We start from the raw sequence: 22,227 nt of genomic DNA, 5'->3' as shown, positions 1-22,227 counted from the left end.
CTTAAATGGCAAAAGAAAATTTATCCCCCCGTCAGAAGATGATCAACCTGATGTATCTGGTTTTCATCGCAATGCTGGCTATGCAAATAGACCAAGAAATCATCAGGTCTTATAATGACACTAAAGAATCTTTGGGGGAAGCTACTGAATTGACAGAGAAAAAGAACAAGATTTTTGAAGAAACACTCCAGCAGAAAGCTATGAATTCTGAAGATTTCACAAAGCCATATGCAGATTATAAGCTGCTCAAAGATAAAATCAATAAGTTGGTTGTTTTTATCGAATCTTCTAAAACCGAAATGAGAAAATTTGCAGGAGATACTTCTAATCGTTCAGATGATTTTGATTTCAATGCGTTGAACAATACAGATGCTTCTACTCATTACTTTTTTAATAAAGCTAATGAAGGTGCTCCTAGTGATAATGCCAAAAAATTGAAAAATCTGATGGAAGAGGTGAAAAATACCACTTTACAGATATTTCCTGATAATCAGCAGAATAAACCTATTATTGAGAGAGCTAAAACATCTTTTAATACAGAGGTAACGAAAGTAAAAAAGGATTGGTTGATTTATAAGTTTTATAACCAGCCTTTGGTAGCGGCTCTCGCTAATTTGGAAGTTATAGAATCCGAAGCCAGAAACTTGCAATCAGATGCTTTGGCTAATATGCTTAAAGAGAAAATAGATGCTAATATTAAATTTAATGCATTTGAGGCAATAGTGGCGGCACCTACTGTAATTTTGCAAGGGGATAATGCAACGGCAAAAGTAGTTGTGGGAACTTACGCCAGCTCTATACCCGGAATGACCATATCCGGGGTGGATAGAGTAGCAGACGGACAAGGGTTTAAAGTTCTTAATACCAGTACGGTAGGAGATTACAGTTTCAAAGGAGATATTACATTCAAAGATGCTAATGGCAGAGTTATTACACTTCCGTACTCTCACTCTTATCGTGTGATAGCGGGACCAAAGGAAGTAGCCTTGCAGAGTGGAGCGGTAGTTTCAGCCGATAAGATGAATGTCCTTTATAGAGGAGTGGATAATCCTGTGTCTGTAACAATGCTTGGCGTAGATAATTCCCAAGTGAAGCTCTCGGCACCGGGTGCGTCTGTATCCGGAGGCAGAGGCAAGTGGATTATAAAACCGGGAGGCGGAAATATGGTAAATATCACAGTATCCGGACAATTACCAAATGGTAAAATGACTTCTGCCACATTCCCATTCAGAATAAAAAGTATTCCTAAGCCTCAGGGACAAATCAGAGGCGAAAATGTAGTAACAATGCCGGCAAGCTCTATCAAAAATCAAACGGTAAGTGCTGCAATACCAGATTTTGATTTCCCAGTAAGTTTTACGGTAACCAGTTTTAAAGTGAAAATTCCGGGTAAAGTGGCAATGACTATTAGCGGGAACAGCTTGTCATCTATAGCCTCTCAGGTTGCTAATCTTGGAAATGGAGATGTGGTTTATGTTTTTGATATTCAAGCTACAGCAACGGGATTGGGTGGCCAAATGCTAAGGAATATTTCTCCCGTAGTGATTAACGTTCAATAATATGGTAATTAAACGATTCTTAAAAATGAAAAAAATAATTTGTGGTGCCTTGATTTTTGGATCTGCGTTTTCTTTTGCTCAGAATATTCTTAATGCGAAATCTCCGGAGGAGTTTAGGAAGTTGAGAGAGCAAAACGAAGAGAAAATAGGAGATTCTATTGTATCCACTAAGGCTACTCCCCTGAAGTATGGCTATATCAACGATAAAGATATTTTGAAAAGTATAGTGGTTTGGGAAATTATTGATTTAAACGATAAATTAAATCAGCCTATTTATCATAATTCCGATGGCTTGGTTTCTCAAAGCAAGTCTTTATATCAGGTACTTATAGATGGTATAAAAGGGGGCAGTATTACGGAAGTATATGATGATGACAACTTTGTCCAAAAGCTTACTCCTGAAGAAACGAGCCAAAGACTTAGCAGAGTTGCCACTTCGGATTGGCTGATTGATAAAATCAATAGCGGACAAAAAATTACTGAAGAGGATAAAAAGGCAGGGACCGATGTCTATGAGACTAAGTCTAAAGATATTAAGATGCTGAAAATAAAAGGAATGTGGTATATAGATGCCAGAGATGGCGAGATGAAATACCGCCTATTGGGAATCGCCCCAATGGGACCAGATCCTCAAACACTTGGGCAAAACTTCGGAGGAAAAGAAGATTTGGTGGATTTATTTTGGATATTCTATCCGGATGCACGCAATGTAACAGCAAATACGGTGGTATTCAATGGTAAAAACTTATCTTCTAATATTACCTTTGATGATATTCTTAATGCAAGAAGATTTTCTACTGTAATCTATAAAGCTGATAATGGTATGGGGAATGGCGTGATAAAAGATTATATTCCTAATGATGCCGAAGGACAGCTGGAAGAAAGTGATAAAATAAAAGACCAAATTTTACAAATGGAAAATGATTTGTGGAATTATTAAAAAAATATTTTTTTAATATCAAAACCTGAGTATCTTTGCTCAGGTTTTTTTATGATGAAAACAAAAGGATACATTATTGTAGGAGGAGGCTATGCAGCAATGTTCTATGCTCATAGGCTTATTAAAAATAATAAAAGTTTCGTAGTGTTCTATGACGGAGAAAGGGGAGCATCTCAAGTTTCTGCGGGGATTATCAATCCTGTGGTACTAAAGAAATTTACTACTTTTTGGAAAGCAGCAGAGCAGATTTCTGCCCTTGAGGAAACCTTGGAAGAAATGAAGCAATACACCAAAGAATCGTTTCTTATCAAAGCGCCTATACACCGTATTTTCCACGATGAGCAAGAAAAGAAACTTTGGCTTAAAAAGTATGATGAAAACCCGAAACTGAAACATTTCCTTAGCCCAAATTTTAGCTATATAGAGGGGGTAGAAAATCCTTTTGGAACAGGGATGGTGGAACATTCGGCTCGTTTGGATGTCAATAATTTTTTTCATTCGATGTTGGGCTATTTGCAGGAGCAGGGTTGCCTTATCCAAGAAAAGTTTATCTATGATAGATTGGATATGAAACAATCTGTTTATGATGGAATTCGGTTTAAGAATATTCTTTTTGCAGAAGGTATTAAGGTTAGAGAGAATCCTTATTTCAATGATTTGGATATTCGTTCCAATAAAGGGCATCATATCAATATTAAGCTCTCTAAAGCAGTAGATAGCTCATTAACGATAAAGAAGAAGCATTTTCTTTTTTCTAATGAGCAAGAGTTTTGCTACTACGGCGGTACATACGATAGGGAAAATACCAATGAGGGAATAGATGAAAAAGCAGTTTCTCAGCTGGAGCAGGGGTTGTCCGAATTTTATAAGCACGATTACGAATTACTCTCCGCACATTACGGTTTTAGACCTACGGTAAAAGATAGGCGTCCGCTTGTGGGAAGACACCGCTATTATGATAATATGTTTATATTTAACGGATTAGGGGCAAGAGGGATTCTTAATGGAAATTATTTCTCGGAATTACTATATCAGAACATAGAACACAATGTGCCTCTACCGGAGGAAGTTGGTGTATATCGCTTTAATGCTAATAATCAAAGCTAAAAAGCTATATTCAGAGTGAATTAATAACTTTTTTAGTCTAAACGAAATTAAATGAGGCTAAGATTTTTTTGAAATTTATAGTAATTAAATAATTCGTATTTTTATATTTGATGAATTAGGCACGGTATTTGTACTGTGGGTTGTGATTTTATAAAAAAATAAAACTTAAATAAAATAATTGAATTATGAAAAAACTATTTTTAGGTGCTGCTATTTTGGCAGCTGGTGTAGCGAGTGCTCAAATCCAAGAAGGAAACTGGATGGTAGGTGGACAAGTAGCACACATGAAATTTACTAATGGATTAAATGTTGCTCTAACCCCTCAAGTAGGTTACTTTATTAAAGATAATTGGGTAGTAGGAGGTGAAGTAGGTTTGTCATTAACTAAACCTACAGGAAAAAATGCTACACAAACCGATTGGTCTTTAGGTGCATTTACTAGATATTACCTTAGTGATGCTCAAGCAGACCATTTGCTTAAAAACGGAAGATTCTTTGCTCAAGGTAATGTAGGCTTCGGAGGAAACAATGTAAGCAGTGGAGGTTCTTCTACTAATGGTGTAGATTTAGGTATAGGAGCCGGATATTCTTACTTTATTACTAAAAATGTAAGCTTAGATGCATTACTTAAGTTTAATGCTTTGGTAGGAGCTGGAAGTTCTGCAGGGAAAGGTAATTTAGGTCTTAATGTAGGATTCCAAATTTATTTACCATCATCTAAAGTAGAAGCTGCTTTGAAAGATAGATAATATTGATTTTAAGTAAAATAAAAAACCGTCTCTGTTTGATGAGGCGGTTTTTTTGTTTGATGTTTATTATATCAAGTTTTAAATTCTACCACAGCTTTTATAAATGCTTCAGCATTTTCTATCGGTATATTTGGAAGGATGCCGTGCCCAAGATTAACGATATAACGGTCTTTACCAAAACGGGAAATCATTTCGTGAACCATTTTGCGAATGGTTTCAGGAGACGAATGTAGTCTTGCCGGATCGAAATTCCCTTGCAGAGTCATAGAATTGCGAGTGAGTTTTCTTGCATTTTCCGGAGTGATCGTCCAATCTACTCCAAGTGCCGAGGCTTTGGAAAGTGTCATTTCCTCTAGTGCAAACCAACAGCCTTTTCCAAAAACTACTACATGGGTAATAGGGCTTAGTGCTTCTACTATTTGATTGATATATTGCCAAGAAAATGTTTGGTAATCTTCCGGAGAAAGCATCCCTCCCCAGGAATCAAATATCTGAACCGCAGATACGCCTTTTTCTACTTTTCTTTTCAGGTAAGCTATAGTAGTGTCTGTAATTTTTTGTAATAAAAGATGTGCCGCTTCGGGATTTTTAAAACAAAAAGATTTTGCAATATCAAAAGCCTTGCTGCCTTTTCCTTCTACACAATAGCATAGTATAGTCCAAGGGCTTCCTGCAAAACCGATTAAAGGAATTTCGTTATTTAATTTTTGAAGCGTGAGTTCTATGGCATCAAAAACATATCCCAAGGTGTCATCTACATTGGGTACAGAAATATTTTTGACTTGCTCCATTGTTCTAATAGAGGTTTCCAGCCAAGGTCCCACGCCGGGTTTCATCTCAAAATCTATTCCCATAGCTTGTGGAACAACCAAGATATCCGAAAATAAAATAGCGGCATCCAGTGGAAACCTCCTTATCGGCATCATCGTAATTTCTGATGCGAGCTCGGGTGTCCTGCATCTTGTGAAGAAGTCGTACTGGTCTCTCATCTCTCTAAACTCCGGAAGAAATCTGCCTGCCTGCCTCATCATCCATACCGGTGGGCGTTCTACCTCTTCTCCGCGTAGAGCTTTTAGATATAAATCGTTCTTAATCATATATTTGTCGTCTTTTATTTTTATGATAATTTTATTTTAATTAAATTTAATATACTATCCAATGTTGGATTTTCACTTACAAAAATAGGCTTTTTAGTATAATGGCGAAGTGTTTTAGCGGTTGTTTCACCTATGCAGAAATATTTCTTTACATTTTCGTTATGTTCGAAATAGCTTTCTACACCACTCGGGCTAAAAAATACTATGGCCTCATACTGTTTTTTAATTATAGGGTAGAGTTTCTTTGTCGTATAAATTTCTTTTTTTTGATAAGGAATATTTTGTTCTTCTAATGTCTTCTCTAAAGTATCTAAAGCCAAGTTTCCGCAAAAGTGAATAAAAGCTTCGTGTCTGTATTGGCTACAAATTATTTGGGCCAAAGAGATAGCATTTTCAGTACAGGCTTTTACTTGTATTCCGTTTTGTTCTAATATATTTTTTGTCTTTTTGCCTACGGTATATGTTGGATTTTCATTATACTTAAAATGATTTTCTAAAAAAGCTTTTACGGCATTGGCACTTGTGAAAATAAGAGATGAGTTTTCTAAGTCAAATGGTTTAATTTCAATGGTTTTGGCCTCTATAAATGTTTCAAAATCCCATTCGCAAACTTGCCTTAAAACATCTGATATCAAATCAGTTTCAAGCTGTTTGGTGAATAGTATTTTTTTCATTGTCAAAGTTAGTTGAGAGTGTTTTTTATCTCTTGCATCAGCTCTTTGCCGCCTTGTTCGAGGAGGTTTTTAGCAAAATTTTCTCCGTAGTTGATATCTTCAGTATAGTGAAAAACTTCGGTTTTGTCTAAGCATTTAGTTCCGTCTAAGGAACATAACCATCCCTGAAAATGAATTTTTCCGTCATCTAAAAATGAGGCAAAAGCTCCAATAGGGGCAGTGCAGCCGCCTTCTAAAGTTTGTAGAAATTGCCGTTCTATCGTTACGCAGATTTCCGTAGGTCTATGGTTGATATTTGAGATTAGAGTGTTTAGTTCTATGTTACTACTATTCCCTGCTACGGCAATAACCCCTTGAGCCGGAGCTGATAGCATAAACGGTAAATGCTCAAATTCTATATCCATTTCCATTCTTTTGAGACCTGCTAAAGAAAATAATGTGGCATCGGCTATGCCTCCGTCTAATTTTTTTAGTCTCGTCTGGACATTACCTCTTATGTCTGCAAACTCTTGTTTTCCAAAGTTTTTCATCCAGAAAGCCCTGCGTCTAAGGCTGCTTGTGGCAAGTTTTAGTTCTTCCATAGAAAGATGCTTGGCTTCTTTTCTTCTAACCAAGACATCCTGAGGGAAATCTCTTTCTAAAAATGCGATAAGCTCTATATTCTGCGGTAATTGGGTAGGGACATCTTTCAGAGAATGCACAGCAATATCTATTTGGTTATTCAATAAAGCGATATCTAAGTCCTTAGTGAAAACCCCCGTGATACCTAAGTCATACAACGGTTTTTTGAGATTTTTATCTCCGGAAGAAACAATGGGAACTATCTCTGTGGAATGCCCCAAATGCTCTAATTGAGAAGCTACGCTCTCTGCCTGCCATAGGGCTAAGGGGGACTTTCGAGTGCCTATTCTAATGATGCTTTTCATTGAATTCGTCTATAGGTTGTTGTACAAATATATCGTTCATCAGTTTGGAAACCTCTTCTGCTTTCATAGGATTATCTATGATGTATTTTGCAAATCGGTTGGTGATTTTTTGTATAAGTTTTTCGCTAAGTTCCATATCTTCAATGTCTATGTAGCGGTGCTTTCGGTAGAAGTTGTGCATTTCTTTTTCTTCTATACGCTTTAATGAAGATTTGAACTGATGAATATTTGGAGCGTATTTTCTTTTTTTCTCCCAATCCAAAAAATTCTTCATCATTTCTTTGATGATATGTTCTGCTTTTGGGATTTCTTTTTTTCGTTGTTCAATGGTTTGTTTTATTTTAGTTGAAAGTGTATCTACATCTATCAGCTCTATACATTCCAATTCTCCTACGGATTTTTCCACATTGTGCGGCACAGAAAGATCTATCACGAGCATAGATTTATCTTTTGGGATATAGCTGGTGTTTATGATAGGAGAGGCTGCTCCCGTGGCCACTATAAGAATATCAGCATCTCTAATTTCTCTTTCTAAATTGGAAAAATCGGTATAAGGGATTTTGTATTTGTCGGCTATTTTTTCTGCATTTTCCCAAGTTCTATTGGCTATTTTTACTTTTGGCTGGTAGAGGTGTTTCATCAAATTTTCTACCGTGTTTTGTCCTATTTCCCCGGCTCCCAGTAGAAGAATGCTTTTGCCGTATAGTTGTTTTTGTGTATTTAGGATATAATGCACTGCCGCATAGGATACCGAAGCAGCACCATTACTCAGCCCGGTTTCTGTTTTAATTTTTTTAGAAATTTGTATGGCAGAGTTGATGGCTCTTTCTAAATACGAATTAGATTTTTTCTTGTAGTTTTTAAATCTTCCGTAGGCTTTTTTTATTTGAGAGATAATCTCAAAATCTCCAAGTATCTGGCTTTCTAGTCCGGCTGCTACACGGAATAAATGGTTGAGAGCATCTTCGCCTTTCATCACTTCGCAGTATTTGATAAAGTCCATAAGCTCTACCCCCACAGTATCGCAGAAGAGCTGTGCCACAAACATATAATTGTGGGTAGTGGTATATATTTCCGTACGGTTGCATGTGGATACCACAAAGGCATCGCCCATCTGGCGGTCGTGTATTTTGTTTACAAAATCTTTGATATGTCCGTCAAAAAAAGCAAAACGCCCACGCGTCTCAGTGTCTGCCTTCTCGAAGCTTATACTGAGCACCGTGAAATTGGTAGTCTGGTATTGATAATTATTTTGAAGCATAAAATGACTGCAAATTTACATTTTTTCCGTGTTAAATTAAAATCAAAACAACTATAAATTTAGGTTGGATACATAAAAATAATATTTGCTGATATGCAATGAAATACGAATTGTCATATTTTACTATTGTAAGCCAAAATAAAAACCAACAGCATTATAATCAGTGATATATAGCTGGATAAAGACTGGGGTTTAATTCGGCGTATTTTTATATGGTGAAAAACGGTATTTCTTTTTCCTTTCATAAAAAAAAACTACTTTTGTGCATCATGAATCAGAAATGGATATTTAAGCCGGAGCCCGATGAGGAAGTGGTGGATGCTCTTAATTCTTCTATTGGTTTTGGAACATTGGAGTCCAAAATTCTTGTGCTTAGGGGAATTGATAATTATCAAAAAGCACGAGAGTTTTTCAAACCAAAAATGGAGGATATACACAACCCCTTTCTGATGGCAGATATGCAGAAAGCGGTAGAGCGTATAGCGACTGCAATAGAAAATGGGGAGAAGATAATGGTGTACGGAGATTACGATGTAGATGGGACAACCTCTGTTGCACTTATGTATCTATACCTTAGTAAAATAGTAGAGAAAAAATTTCTTGATTTTTATATTCCTAATAGAAATTCTGAAGGATATGGTATATCCAAAGAGGGAATAGACTATGCAAAAGCCAATGGCTATTCTCTCATCATTGCGTTGGACTGTGGGATAAAGGCAGTGGATAAAGTAGGTTACGCAAAATCGTTGGAGATAGATTTTATCATCTGTGACCACCATCTGCCGGGTGAAAAAATTCCTGATGCAGTAGCGGTTTTAGATCCGAAAAGAGAGGACTGTCGCTATCCGTACAAAGAGCTTTCGGGTTGCGGTGTAGGGTTTAAGCTGTGCCAAGGTCTGAATACCATTTACAAAATTCCGGATAACCAGCTGTATGAGCTTACGGATTTGCTTGCAATATCCATAGCTGCCGACATTGTTTCTATTACGGGTGAAAATAGAGTGCTGGCAAAGCTGGGGCTGAAACATCTTAGGAAGACTAGAAATATAGGGCTTAGTCTTCTTATCCCTAAGGAAAAGATTTCAAATTTTGAAATATCCAATATTGTTTTTGAAATTGCCCCAAAAATCAATGCTGCCGGAAGAATTTCCCATGGGAAAGCCGCGGTGGAGCTTATGGTTTCGGAGAGTCTTACTCACGCGACTCAGATCGTGAACGAAATCATTAGCCTAAATAATGACCGCCGTGAAATGGATATGACTTCTACCCAGGAAGCACTTAATCAAATACAAGAAACTAACCAAACAGAGAATGCGACCATTGTAGTGTATGACCCCAGCTGGAACAAAGGGGTGATAGGCATAGTAGCCTCGCGGCTGATAGATGTTTACTATAAACCAACGGTTGTTTTTACAGATGGAAACAATGGGGAGTTAGTAGCTTCAGTACGCTCTGTTGCAGATTTTGATGTCCATAGTGCCTTGGAGGAATGTTCGGATTTATTCCTAAAATTCGGAGGACATCAGGCAGCGGCAGGGCTTTCTATTGAGAAAAGTAAATTTGAAGTTTTCAAAGAAAAATTTGAAAAAGTAGTGTCGGAGAGAATCAGCGAAAGCCAAAAAAAACCAAGCATCACTATTGATTGCATTGTGGATACAGATGTTTTTACGCGTGATTTTTTTAATTTTCATAAGAAATTGGCACCTTTCGGACCTCAAAATATGAAACCTGTTTTTGTGTTGAAAAACCAACGAGTAGGAGGGGCGCTCAAGCTGATAGGAAAAGACGACAAACATCTGAAATTTCAAATACACACGCCTCATCTTAAAAGAAATATGGAATGTGTAGGCTTCAACCTCGGAAAATATATTGATGACTTCGATAACAAGACTTTCGATATGGCATTTACCATTGAGGAAAACCATTGGAAAGGCAGCGTTAGCTATTATCTGAACATTAGAGATGTCCGCTTTAAATAGTAAGAAAACCTCCGAATACATAATGATTGAAAATAGTTTTTTAGGATATTTAAGGGGGATGAGTGTGTTTTGATTTTTTTGTAAAAATAAGAGACTATTACTGAAAAGATTTTTTTTGCTAAATTTGTGCCGGTAAAAAAATAATAAAAAAAGATTTTAATGGCAACAACAGCTGATATCAGAAAAGGTCTTTGCATAGAGTTCAGCAACGACATTTACAAAGTAATCGAATTCCTTCATGTGAAACCGGGGAAAGGACCTGCTTTCGTGAGAACAAAACTAAAGTCCGTAACTAATGGTAAAGTGGTGGATAATACATTCTCTGCAGGGCATAAAATAGAAGAGGTAAAAGTAATCACAAGAAAATACCAATACCTCTATGATGACGAAAACGGATTCCACTTTATGAATAATGATGATTTCACTCAAATCTATATCAACAAAGATATGATTGAAAATGCTCAGTTTATGAAGCCCGGAGAAGAAGTAACCATCATATTGAAAGAGGCTGATGAGATGCCGCTTTCTGCTGAAATTCCGCCTACGGTAATTCTTGAAGTTACGGAAGCAGACCCGGGTGTAAAAGGAAATACAGCGACTAACGCACTTAAAAACTCTATCGTAGAAACCGGAGCAAGAGTAATGGTACCGCTATTTATAGAACCAGGTGATAGAATCAAAGTAAATACGGAAGACGGCAGCTATTTAGAAAGAGTGAAGTAATGATATTGAGGTTCGGGAGGAGTATCTCTCGAACTTTTTTAATACTAAAAATATATTGAATAATAATGACCTTTGAGCAACCTCAAACTCTCAAGTCCATCGCAGATCTCATTGGAGCGAAGGCTGTCGGTAACGATGATTTTGCCGTACTCGGGACTAATGAAATTCATATGGTAAGACCAGGCGATATAGTCTTTGTGAATCATCCTAAGTATTATGATAAGGCGCTGAACTCTGCTGCTACGATTATCCTTATAGATAAAGAGGTGGATTGTCCGGAGGGGAAAGCCCTTTTGGTATCCGACGACCCTTTTAGAGATTTTAATAAAATCAATACTCACTTTACGAATATTTGTAATTTTAAAGAAAAGGCAGAAGATACTGTCATTGGCGAAAATACTTTTATACATCCCTCTGTATGCATTGGAAAAGAGGTGAAAATAGGAAAAAATTGCCATATATTTCCCAATGTGGTCATCGGAGACCGCACCATTATCGGGAATAATGTTATCATACAGAGTAATACCGTGATAGGAGGAGATGCGTTTTATTATCGTAAAGTAGAGGGTAAATTTGACCGCCTTATTTCTGTGGGAGATGTAGAAATTCAAGATGATGTAGAGATAGGGAATGCTTGTACCATAGACCGAGGCGTTACCGCTTCTACAGTTATTGGGGAGGGATCTATATTGGATAATCAAATTCAGATTGGACACGATACGGTGATTGGGAAGAAATGTCTTATCGCTTCGCAGTCTGGAATTGCAGGGTGCTGTATTTTAGAGGACGAAGTTACCATATGGGGGCAGGTAGGCATAGCATCAGGGCTGAAAATAAAGAAAGGAACTGTTTTATTGGCACAATGCGGAGTCAATAGAGATTTGGAAAAAGGTACTTACTTCGGTCCTATTGCAGAGGATTTTAGGACTTATCTTAAAAAAGAAGTCCGTTTGAGAAATCTTAAATAAAAATGATTTGGATTCAATCCGTTTTTTTTAGTAATTTAGCAAAAATATTTTAATTGCTGTATAGGGGATAATTTGAAAATATTTATCAATAAGTTTTAAAAATTAATAAAAATAATATGTCAGTATTAGTAAACAAAGATTCTAAGGTAATCGTTCAAGGTTTTACAGGGAATGAAGGTACTTTCCACGCAGGACAAATGATAGACTACGGTACAAATGTAGTAGGTGGTGTAACTCCCGGAAAAGGAGGGACAGAGCATTTAGGAAAGCCTGTTTTCAATTCTGTGGCAGAGGCTGTAGAAAAAGCAGGAGCTAATGTAAGTATCATTTTCGTGCCGCCTGCATTTGCAGCAGATGCTATTATGGAGGCTGCAGAAGCAGGGATTAAGGTAATTGTGTGTATTACAGAAGGTATCCCTGTGGCGGATATGACAAAGGTAAAAGCATATATCTCTGATAAAGATTGCAGACTTATCGGCCCTAACTGTCCTGGTATTATCACTTCTGAGGAAGCAAAAATCGGAATTATGCCGGGGTTTGTTTTCAAAAAAGGAAGAGTAGGTATCGTTTCAAAGTCAGGAACTCTGACTTACGAAGCTGCAGACCAAGTTGTGAAAGCAGGATTTGGGGTTTCTACGGCTATCGGTATCGGAGGAGACCCTATCATTGGAACGACAACTAAAGACGCTTTGGAAATGTTTATCAACGACCCGGAGACAGATGCGGTAGTGATGATTGGAGAGATTGGAGGTAACCTCGAAGCTGAAGCCGCAAGATGGTATAAAAATAGTGGTTCTAAAAAACCTGTTATCGGTTTTATTGCCGGGCAAACAGCTCCTAAAGGTAGAACAATGGGACACGCAGGTGCCATCGTAGGTGGTGCAGAAGATACTGCACAAGCTAAAATGGCTATTATGAGAGAAAATGGCATCAACGTAGTGGACTCTCCTGCAGATATAGGATTTACTGTAGCTAAGGCTTTGAAATAAATAAAGTATAATAACAAATTATCAACCTTAGTTGCTTTTCGAGAGGGCTAAGGTTGATTTATAAATAAAACAATTATGAAAAAACTAATGTTGTGTACTTCTCTTTTGGTTTCAGCACTTTCTTTTGCTCAGTTTAATGTTCAGTTTGATGCCACTCGTTTTGGTTTGGTGGCAGGTGCAAACTATTCCGGAGTAAGAAATGCACATAATCCGTCAGGCAAAAGGCTTGGTTTTCAAGGGGGGCTATTGGCTATTATCCCTACAGATTATGATAATCAATTCTATTTACAGCCTCAAGTAGAATACTATCAGTCTGGAGAAACAAGTTATAGCAAAAAGGAAGGAGGAAATAAAAGTACGAAATATTATAACAACTATATTAGTGTTCCTATTTTCTTTAAGGGGTACTTTTCTGAAAATGAAACGGAGTTCTTTGGACAATTGGGGCCAAGATTTAATTTTCTTATTCATCAGAGGGTAGAGAATCCGTCTAGGATAGGTTATGGTTTAGGGGATGGAGGCTTTGGTAAAGCCAATTCGTTTAATTTCGCCATCGCTGCCGGAGTAGGTTTTAGTTATAAAAGGAAATGGGAAATTACACTTAATTATGACTTAGGTTTGTCTAATACTTATCCTAAATTGAAATACTACGAAGTAGATGCAAGAACGGGAGATCCTAATTCTGTTAAGAAAAAATCAGAACAAGCTGTTACGGCTACGCTGAGTTATATTTTTGATTAATGAAATAAGTAAATTTTGATTATAAAAAGGAAAAAGAAACGATATCGTTTCTTTTTCCTTTTTAAGAGTAAAAAAAGATTCAAATTTTGATAGTATTGAGCTTGTTTATAAGAGTTTAATTTTTGTCTTTGAATATTTACAATCATAAATAATTTTGTATTTTGCTTAAAAATCTGATTTGGTTTTGCGGTATATTTTGGTACAGAAGAAGATTGTCGTTGTTACTATAAAATAGGCGTAACTTGTAAATGCGGTTCATAGCATTGTTCATTATTGGCATAAAAGTATTTGGAGGTGTGAATGTGAAAAACGCATTATTTTACACAGTGGTACTATTATGCAAAATTCAGATCTGCTTTTTTAAATTAGCGCAAAACGATGTTTCTGAAGAGTGTTGCCAAGAAAGTTTTTTTCAGCGAAGGAAGTGCACAGGCAACCGGAATTAAAACATGATAAGCTAATTAAAATTTATTAGGGAATTACTGCAAAGTCAAGCTTAAGTACTTGTATTTATATCTAAACTAATTTGTCTGATAAGCATCAATAGGAGATATTTTGGAAACGATATGGGATAGGCTATTATGGCTAATATTATAGGGGTGTGAGTTCAAAATAATAAATTTCCTCTTGATATTTCTGTGAAATAAATAAAAGCCTTTGGCTATCTATGCGAAAACCAGCCCCGCCTAATCTGAATCATCAGTGTGGATACATCAAACTCAAACATAAACCGTATTCTCCTTTGGTAGTTTTTTAATGAAGGCTCAAATCCTAATGATGAATAAATAGGGAAGTAGATTTCCAATACATCCGGGATGAGTTTCAGTTTTAGCCCGCTGTCCCAGATGAATTTTGCGGGAACACCTTTATTTTTGTAAATGCCTAAATCTCCATAGATGTCTATGATTTTCCAGATATTATTATCTATGTTTAGTGTGGTGATCCACCTGTTGGCACTTCTGTTTATTCCGGATTTAAAGCCTCCTTCTGCCAATATAAATTGTCTTGGGGCAAAATCATCATCGCCGTCTTGGCGTATGAGGCTGTAGGAAAAAGCGTAGTTGGATAGAGAAGAGATACTGAAATCAAAGAAAGAATTTCGGGTATGGTTCTGGATAAAAGCACCGCCGAAAAGTCTGAAACTGATTTTTCTATCCCTCAGATATTCCCATCTGAAAAAGTTTTCAGAAGATATTTTGCTAAAATCTTCGCCCAGCTGAAAGTTGAGGCCCGAAGAATGCTCAAAGATGGTTTTACGGTTTCGGATGAGATACCCGGCATTTAGCAGTTTGTAATGTCCATAGTCTTTCCGAGCTTGCATTAGCGGCGTTAGCTGTTTATCTACTACTTGGTAGGAAAATCTCAGCAGGTGGTCTATATCGCTTCTCATATTTTTTCGGAAAAGAATATTGGAGAATGCCGAGAATTTTTTGAACGCCAAGTTTTTATTATAATGAAAATAAGCGCCGCCCACACCTAAGCTGAGCTCTTGCACAAAAGCATCTTTCGGAGAGAAAGAGTACATAAAAGAAGTCACCCCAGTCTGTTTACCTGTACCGGTGCTATAGTAGGGCGACAGGTTGTAGATGAAAGGCTGGCGGAGTAAATTTTTGTTGGTAAAACTAAGTCCTATTAAGAGCTTGTCGTAATAAGTGTATTTGAATGTAGGCGTTACGAATATTTCATTGTACTGAGGATTAGGAATATCCGTAAAAAGCTTAAACTTAGGTTTTTTCATATTGCTGAAAAAGCCCGTTGTATAGATATAGTTGTCTCTCAGGTTTATTTCCGGAAATATGTAATCGTCATTTAAGACGATCAGCTGGGTTTTATCGTTGGGGATATTGTATATAGCCTTAGTTTTGGTAGAAGTATCGTACCAAAACACTTTACTGTTTCCGAGCGAATCGATGGTTTTGGCTTGGAACGGAATAGGGAGCGGCGTATTTTTTTTAACGCTGAGCAAGAAATTGTTATCCGACTTTTGGAAATACTTAATTTTGAAATTTACTCTGTTTTTATGGTTGATGTAATCTTCTAAGAATTCACCTGAATAGCCCGATGCCAATATCAGTTGGTCTAAAAAATCTTTACGGTCGATGGTATTGTTTTTATGTAGAGTAATATATTCTTTTACAAAATCATTGAATTTGGCTTCTCCTATTTTTTCTGCTAAAAAGTTGAAAAGAACTCCTGCCTGCATAGAGCTGATGACGGTTTTGTTCATATCGCTCAGTTCATTGTAAGGAGTATTGATAGGCTGGTCTTGGTTTTGTGTCATTTGGTATTGATAAGCAATACCGTAGCGGTCTTTAAGGTCGAATTTTGAGATATTACTCCATTTCAGAGGGTGAAGCCCAAAAAACGAAAGCGTATCCGGCAGCTGCCCCAGCAATTTACTTTTGCTGTAAAATTTTTTCAGATATTGTATTTCTATATAGGAGGCTAAGCCGTGTTCTATCCAGTGGTTTGCGATATTATTGTTTTTAATGCTGTTTTCTACGCAGTGTTTGGCGAGTATGGATAGGTAGTTGATGTCCAAAATCTCATTGTCCGGAAAGAATTTAAGCTTGAATTTCCAGAGGTCAATGTCTTGAATTCCCATAAATTGATTGTCTTTACCATATTTTGGGGTAATGAGTATTTTGCTTGGTAAGCTTCCCAAAATAGACTTTATAAAGCTCAGTTGAAGAGGGAGGTAGAAGTTCAGTTGTTCTCTTTCTTCGTTATTTAGCGGGGGTAATATTTCCACTAATGTGTTTTCGTAATTTATGGTATAGGGTACGGTTGTATTTTTTTTGTCAATAAAAAACTCGGGATCTTTGTCTATGCTGCCTTCAAAAGTATCCTCTGATTTTTTTTTGAGATTGGAATAAATCTTCCCATCAAAGTCTGAAAACTTTACGGACCAATGGGTGTCAATATTTTGTTTTTCCTCTAAGTTCTCGTAATATTTTGGGTTTTGGTTGTCTTTATCAAAACTATCGGGAACTAAAAAAAAATATTTTAAGTGGTATTGGCTTGTATCTTGTCCGTATCCGGTAAAGTTTATATCGGGGAGCTGCAAGGTATATTCTAAACTTATATTGACCGAATTTCCAGGGGGCAGAGGTGATGAGAGCAGGATATAGATGTTTTCTTTGTTTAGGGCGTTAGCTGGTATAGCGGTACTATTTATACTAAGCTGTGTGAGTTTGCCTAATTTTTTTCGAGGGGCAAAATGCATCAGCGTTTTCCTTTCTTCCAGTAGCCTTTTGGAGAGAGGGGTGTGAGATGGTTTATAAGCGGCAATCCAATTAAGCAGTTTTATCCGGTTTAAGTTGTTTTTAGAAGTATTATGATAGGTGATAAATTCTTTTACTTTTAGAGTGTTCTCGGAAAGCTTTGTTACGGACATACCGATACTGTCTCTTTGTGCCATAGCAAAAGAAAAGAGAAATAGGGTAAGTAAAGAAAGAAGCCGTCTCTTGTTCATTACCGGCTATATTAGGTCGTAAAAATACAATATTAATTCTGAATTAAAAGAATTGATATTGTAAAAATACCCACAAAACAAAGAGGTTGATTTGATTTTGTGGGTATTTGTATTTTTGAATTTTAATGAATAAGCAGATTTTTATGCAAAGCAATTATTGTTTTTTTTTCATTTTAGAATCAAGAAAACAAATCATTTAGTGCTTCTGATATGGTAGGGTGTGTAAATATTTGATTTTTAATATAATCTGCAGGGATGCCGTTGTCCATTGCCATTTTTATGAGGTTTATGATTTCGTGAGACTCTGCACAGAATAGAGTAGCCCCTAATATTTGTCCGTTAGATTTGTCTATTATTGCTTTTAGAATTCCTTCTGTTTGTCCCAAAATTTTAGCTTTTGGGATAGAAGTGGCAGGCATTCTTTTGACAATAAACTCTTTACCTGATTTTTCGGCTTGGGTTTCGGTCATTCCAACTTGGGAAAGCGGGGGGAATGTAAATACGCTTGTGGCAATGTTTTTTCTGTCGGAACGACAGCGTTTCCCGTCCCCCAAAATTTGATCGCGGACAATTCTGTAGTCGTCCAAAGAAATATAAGTAAACTGCGGACTACCCGCTACATCACCCATAGCCCAGATGTTATCAGAAGCCTTTAGTTTGTCATCTACTATAATAAAACCTCTTTGGTCTGTATTTATGCCTGCTTTGCTGAGGTCTAAGTCATAAGTATTGGGGCGGCGTCCTATGGCAACTAAGACTGCATCTGTACTAAAATTTCCCTTTGAGGTGAATACCGTGGTTTCTTTTTCCGTTTCTTTGAATTCATTTGTCTGTACATTTAGTAGAATTTTTATTCCTCTATTTGTAAGCGTTTTGTAGATTTCTTCGGCGATATCTCTATCTTCTCTTGCCAAGAAAACTTCACCAGCCTCCAAGATTATCACTTCAGAGCCTAAAGCATTGTATATCGTTGCAAATTCAAGTGAAATATATCCGCCGCCTACAATGACGATTCTCTTTGGAAGGAAATCGAGATTAAGAAATCCGGTGCTGTCGTATATGCGGCTGCCCTGGCTTCCCGGTATATTTAGCTTTGCGGGAGACGCACCTGTGTTGATGAAAATTCTTTCAGCAAAAACTTCGATATCTTCATCTTTTCCGGATAACAAAACGGTTTTAGGTGCTAAAAATTTAGCTTTTGCATTTATGATTTTTACATTCTCAATAGTATCGAGTTTATCATAATTTGCTTTTCTAAGAGCGGATATCAGCTGGTTTTTTCTTTCCATAATTTCCCTGAAAGCACAATTATTATGATCGTTTTTAGGTAATTTTTCCGCTTCGGTTAAAAGTTTTTTAGAGGGAATACATCCAATATTGATGCAGGTACCTCCGTACATTTTATCATCAGCTTCTGCTAAAATTACTTTTTGTCCGTTTTTTGCGAGGTCTGCAGCAAGGGTTTTGCCGGCTTTCCCAAAACCTATGATTAAGTTTTGTGTGTTTACTTTCTTCATTTTTAGTAAAGTTATAGTTATATGATGCAAAATTAATTAAAAATTGAATTTAGTATTACAGTATTTTTATTTAATTTTTATTGGTTAAGATTTTAATATAGACAAAACCAGATGAGAAATAGTGTTTTTCAGCAAACATTATATGGTTTCTGAATAGCCCCTTAGCTGGGAATTATTGATTTTTTTTCTTTTGCTGTAGTGCAAAATCTTATGATAATTAGGTAGGTTTATTGAAAATTTATTTTAAATTTCTTTTTAGATAAAAAAAAAGTCTTAACTTTGGTAATAAAGAAAAATGGAAAAACACTAAAAATGAGTACAAGTAAAGAAAAATTAACTCAGGCACTGAAGCAGTATTTCGGATTTTCATCATTTAAAGGACAGCAGAACGAGGTTATTAGTACTTTGTTAGAGGGTAAGGATGTCTTTGTATTGATGCCTACTGGAGGTGGTAAATCTCTTTGTTATCAGCTTCCGGCACTTATTTCAGAAGGTACGGCTATAGTCGTTTCTCCATTGATTGCATTGATGAAAAACCAAGTGGATGCCGTAAACGGTCTTTCGGAAAAAGAAGGTGTTGCCCATGTGCTGAATTCTTCCCTCAATAAAACGCAGACAAAACAGGTTTTTGATGATATAAAAGCAGGAAAGACCAAACTTCTCTATGTGGCACCGGAATCTCTCATTAAAGAAGAGTATGTGGATTTCTTAAAAGAGGTGAAAATATCTTTTGCGGCTATAGATGAAGCACATTGTATCTCGGAATGGGGACACGATTTCCGTCCGGAGTACCGAAACTTAAAAGAAACCATCGATAAGATAGCCAAAGTCCCTATTATTGCACTTACAGCTACAGCTACACCAAAGGTGCAAGATGATATCCAGAAAACCTTAGGAATGAATAATGCCGTGGTATTCAAGGAAAGTTTCAATCGTCCTAACCTTTTCTACGAAGTGCGTCCAAAGGTAGATGTGGATAAAGAGATTGTAAAATTTATTCATAAAAATAAAGGTAAATCTGGGATTGTCTATTGCCTTAGCCGTAAAAAGGTAGAGGAGTTTGCGCAGCTTCTTCAGGTTAATGGAATTAATGCTTTGCCTTATCACGCTGGCTTAGACCAAAAAACAAGGGTGGCCAATCAAGATAAATTCTTGATGGAGGAATGTGATGTCATTGTGGCTACTATAGCCTTTGGAATGGGAATTGACAAGCCTGATGTTCGTTTTGTGATTCATTATGATTTTCCAAAATCTCTGGAGAGCTATTATCAAGAAACAGGAAGAGCAGGAAGAGATGGAGGGGAAGGGCATTGTTTAGCATTCTACGACCCTAAAGACATAGAAAAACTCGAGAAGTTCTTGGCACAAAAATCTGTTTCGGAGAGAGAAATAGGAATGCAGCTTCTCAATGAAGTAATAGGCTATGCCGAGACTTCTATGAGTAGAAGGCAGTATATATTGTACTATTTCGGTGAGTCTTTTGATCCTGTAAATGGAGCAGGAGCCAAAATGGATGACAACTCAGCCAACCCGCCGGTACTTAAAGATGCAACTAAAGATTTAACTATTGTTCTAAAATTGATAAAAAAATTAGAAGAAAAATTTAAAACAAAAGATATAATTGCTGTATTGGTAGGAAAGGAGACACCGACGGTAAAATCTTATAAATTAGAAAGTTCGGGGTTTTTCGGAAAAGGAGCTTTGGAGACAGAAAATTATTGGAAATCCATCATTAGACAAGCTACTGTACAAGGCTATTTACAAAAAGACATAGAAACTTATGGAATACTGAAAATGATGGATAAAGGCGTAAAATTTTTATCTGAAAAATCGCCATCGCCATTCAAGATTGCAGAAGACAGAAAGTATGATATAACACAAGCAAAAGCTGATTCGGAACTACAGGTGCAAAGTGGTGGAGGTCTCGACCAAAACCTTTTCAAGCAGCTGAAAGAACTTAGGAAGAAAGTGGCGCAGAAACAGGGTATTCCTCCTTATACGGTATTTATGGACCCAAGTTTGGAAGATATGACCGTGCAGTACCCTATAACGATAGAAGAAATAGCAAAAATATATGGAGTGGGAGAAGGTAAAGCCAGAAAATTCGGAAAAGAATTTGCAGAGTTTATCAAAACTTATGTAGAAGAAAACGATATAGAACGCCCGGATGATATGGTACTGAAAAAAGTAGCCAATAAATCCAGCCATAAGGTGTTTATTATCCAAAATACAGATAAAAAAATTGATTTGGAGGATATTGCCAAAGCGAAAAACCTCACGATGGACGAGCTTTTATCGGAAATGGAAAGTATTGTTTACCAAGGAACCAAGATCAATATAGACTATTATATAGAAGAAAATATAGATGAAGATATGGTAGAGGACTTTATGGATTTTATGAATACTTCGGAGAGTGATAGTATGAAAGTGCTTTTGGCGGAGTTTGGAGAAGAGCTTACAGATGAGGAAGTGCGTATATTGCGTATCAAGTTCATTAGTGATGTAGCAAATTAAAAAGATAATTATATTATAATGGATAGAAATAAACAAGGATATTTTGTGATTTCATTAGATTTTGAATTGTATTGGGGGATTAGAGACAAAAAAAGTGTTGATGAATATGGACAAAATATCAAAGGGGTTTGGAGTGCAGTACCTCGTCTATTACAAATGTTTGAAAAGTATAATTTACACGCTACTTGGGCTGTCGTGGGAGCTATGTTATCTAAAGATAAAGAAGATTTTCAGAAATATATTCCTGAAATAAAACCTAAATATATTGATGAGAATTTATCTCCTTACGGCGAGTTTTATAAAGGATTAGCTGATATAGAAGATTTATATGTCTATGGGAATGAATTAGTTCAAAAAGTTATAGAATATAATGGACAGGAGATAGGAACTCATACATTTTCTCACTATTATTGTTTGGAAAATAAGAAAGATAGAGGATCCTTTTTTTCTGATTTGACATCTGCAATTAAAATATCGGAAGATAATGGAATTAAAATTAAGACAATTATTTTTCCAAGACATCAGGTAAATGAAAACTATTTAAAAGGAATAAAGAAACATGATATATATATATATCGAGGAACTGAAAAAATTTGGTATCATTCGGCAGCTAGAGGGCAAGATGAAGGAATTGTAAAAAGAGCATTCAGATATGTGGATTATTTTATTAAGATAGGAAGCCATCATTGTCAAAATATTGAAGAAGTAAAACGAGGGGATATATTCCAAATAAGGGCAAGTAGATGGCTTAGACCCTACAATAAAAAAAACAAAATATTTGATTTTTTAAAGTTAAATAGAATAAAAAACCAAATGAAATATGCGGCAAAAAATGGTAAAATTTTTCATTTATGGTTTCATCCGCATGATATAGGGATTAATCAAGATGAGAATTTTAAATATTTAGAAATCATATTTGAGTATTATTTGGAATTAAAACATAAATATAATTTTGAAAGTAAGAATATGTATGAAATATCAGAAATAGCTAATGGACTCAAATAAAAA

At 36.3% G+C, this 22,227-nt stretch carries 17 protein-coding genes; 11 read left to right on the top strand and 6 right to left on the bottom strand.

Features of this window, described 5'->3' with window-relative positions; all coding sequences use genetic code 11:
* Nucleotides 1-5: 5 nt before the first annotated feature.
* The 4 genes from porM to BLS89_RS03950 all read left to right on the top strand — a co-directional run bounded on the left by porM (nt 6) and on the right by BLS89_RS03950 (nt 4,355).
* Complete coding sequence (gene porM / locus BLS89_RS03965) at nt 6-1,559, top strand: type IX secretion system motor protein PorM/GldM (RefSeq protein ID WP_092736209.1); 1,554 nt, start codon at nt 6-8, stop codon at nt 1,557-1,559.
* A 25-nt stretch (nt 1,560-1,584) separates the two neighbouring features.
* Nucleotides 1,585-2,499, top strand: a complete 915-nt coding sequence (gene porN / locus BLS89_RS03960) for a type IX secretion system ring subunit PorN/GldN (RefSeq protein ID WP_092736283.1) — start codon at nt 1,585-1,587, stop codon at nt 2,497-2,499.
* Nucleotides 2,500-2,550: 51 nt separating this feature from the next.
* Nucleotides 2,551-3,606 carry an NAD(P)/FAD-dependent oxidoreductase gene (locus BLS89_RS03955; protein ID WP_245688846.1) on the top strand — a complete coding sequence of 352 codons (1,056 nt, stop codon included), beginning with the start codon at nt 2,551-2,553 and terminating at the stop codon, nt 3,604-3,606.
* A 185-nt stretch (nt 3,607-3,791) separates the two neighbouring features.
* Nucleotides 3,792-4,355 (top strand): outer membrane protein, encoded by a 564-nt coding sequence (locus tag BLS89_RS03950; protein ID WP_092736207.1) that lies wholly within the window; start codon nt 3,792-3,794, stop codon nt 4,353-4,355.
* A gap of 71 nt (nt 4,356-4,426) precedes the next feature.
* Here the strand turns inward: BLS89_RS03950 and hemE are convergent, their stop codons facing one another.
* The 4 genes from hemE to hemA are packed head-to-tail and all read right to left on the bottom strand — an operon-like array spanning nt 4,427 to nt 8,313.
* Entirely contained in the window at nt 4,427-5,452 is a 1,026-nt protein-coding gene (gene hemE / locus BLS89_RS03945; RefSeq protein ID WP_092736206.1) for a uroporphyrinogen decarboxylase, read from the bottom strand.
* Between the two features lie 20 nt (nt 5,453-5,472).
* The gene (locus tag BLS89_RS03940) at nt 5,473-6,126 is read right to left on the bottom strand and encodes a uroporphyrinogen-III synthase (RefSeq protein ID WP_092736205.1); all 654 of its coding nucleotides are present in this window, start codon (nt 6,124-6,126) and stop codon (nt 5,473-5,475) included.
* A gap of 8 nt (nt 6,127-6,134) precedes the next feature.
* On the bottom strand, nt 6,135-7,052 hold the full coding sequence (hemC, locus tag BLS89_RS03935; RefSeq protein ID WP_092736204.1) for a hydroxymethylbilane synthase: 918 nt from the start codon (nt 7,050-7,052) through the stop codon (nt 6,135-6,137).
* The gene (gene hemA / locus BLS89_RS03930; RefSeq protein ID WP_092736203.1) at nt 7,036-8,313 is read right to left on the bottom strand and encodes a glutamyl-tRNA reductase; all 1,278 of its coding nucleotides are present in this window, start codon (nt 8,311-8,313) and stop codon (nt 7,036-7,038) included. The genes hemC and hemA overlap by 17 nt, the downstream gene beginning before the upstream one ends.
* A gap of 269 nt (nt 8,314-8,582) precedes the next feature.
* Between hemA and recJ the strand changes: the two genes are divergently transcribed.
* From recJ to BLS89_RS03905, 5 genes are all read left to right on the top strand, one after another.
* A complete protein-coding gene (gene recJ, locus BLS89_RS03925) occupies nt 8,583-10,292 on the top strand; it encodes a single-stranded-DNA-specific exonuclease RecJ (protein WP_092736282.1) in 1,710 nt (569 codons plus the stop codon).
* A 159-nt stretch (nt 10,293-10,451) separates the two neighbouring features.
* Nucleotides 10,452-11,015, top strand: a complete 564-nt coding sequence (gene efp, locus BLS89_RS03920) for an elongation factor P (RefSeq protein ID WP_092736202.1) — start codon at nt 10,452-10,454, stop codon at nt 11,013-11,015.
* Nucleotides 11,016-11,080: 65 nt separating this feature from the next.
* Complete coding sequence (locus BLS89_RS03915; RefSeq protein WP_092736201.1) at nt 11,081-11,983, top strand: LpxD N-terminal domain-containing protein; 903 nt, start codon at nt 11,081-11,083, stop codon at nt 11,981-11,983.
* Between the two features lie 116 nt (nt 11,984-12,099).
* Complete coding sequence (gene sucD, locus BLS89_RS03910; protein WP_092736200.1) at nt 12,100-12,972, top strand: succinate--CoA ligase subunit alpha; 873 nt, start codon at nt 12,100-12,102, stop codon at nt 12,970-12,972.
* A 75-nt stretch (nt 12,973-13,047) separates the two neighbouring features.
* Nucleotides 13,048-13,713, top strand: a complete 666-nt coding sequence (locus BLS89_RS03905; RefSeq protein WP_092736199.1) for a porin family protein — start codon at nt 13,048-13,050, stop codon at nt 13,711-13,713.
* Between the two features lie 661 nt (nt 13,714-14,374).
* Here the strand turns inward: BLS89_RS03905 and BLS89_RS03900 are convergent.
* Both BLS89_RS03900 and BLS89_RS03895 read right to left on the bottom strand, forming a co-directional pair.
* Nucleotides 14,375-17,188, bottom strand: coding sequence for a gluzincin family metallopeptidase (locus tag BLS89_RS03900; RefSeq protein ID WP_245688844.1), 2,814 nt, complete (start codon nt 17,186-17,188; stop codon nt 14,375-14,377).
* A gap of 179 nt (nt 17,189-17,367) precedes the next feature.
* Nucleotides 17,368-18,705 carry an FAD-dependent oxidoreductase gene (locus BLS89_RS03895; protein WP_092736198.1) on the bottom strand — a complete coding sequence of 446 codons (1,338 nt, stop codon included), beginning with the start codon at nt 18,703-18,705 and terminating at the stop codon, nt 17,368-17,370.
* 312 nt (nt 18,706-19,017) lie between these two features.
* Here BLS89_RS03895 and recQ point away from each other — a divergent pair, with 312 nt between their 5' ends.
* Together recQ and BLS89_RS03885 are read left to right on the top strand one after the other, a co-directional pair.
* Nucleotides 19,018-21,219: a DNA helicase RecQ gene (recQ, locus tag BLS89_RS03890; RefSeq protein ID WP_092736197.1), complete on the top strand. Its 2,202-nt coding sequence runs from the start codon at nt 19,018-19,020 to the stop codon at nt 21,217-21,219.
* Between the two features lie 18 nt (nt 21,220-21,237).
* Nucleotides 21,238-22,224, top strand: coding sequence for a polysaccharide deacetylase family protein (locus BLS89_RS03885; protein WP_092736196.1), 987 nt, complete (start codon nt 21,238-21,240; stop codon nt 22,222-22,224).
* Nucleotides 22,225-22,227 lie beyond the last annotated feature (3 nt).

It is taken from the genome of Riemerella columbipharyngis, from assembly GCF_900101995.1.
GTDB lineage: Bacteria > Bacteroidota > Bacteroidia > Flavobacteriales > Weeksellaceae > Riemerella > Riemerella columbipharyngis.
Note: the sequence above shows the minus strand (reverse complement) of the source record. Positions and strands in the feature narration are given on the sequence as shown.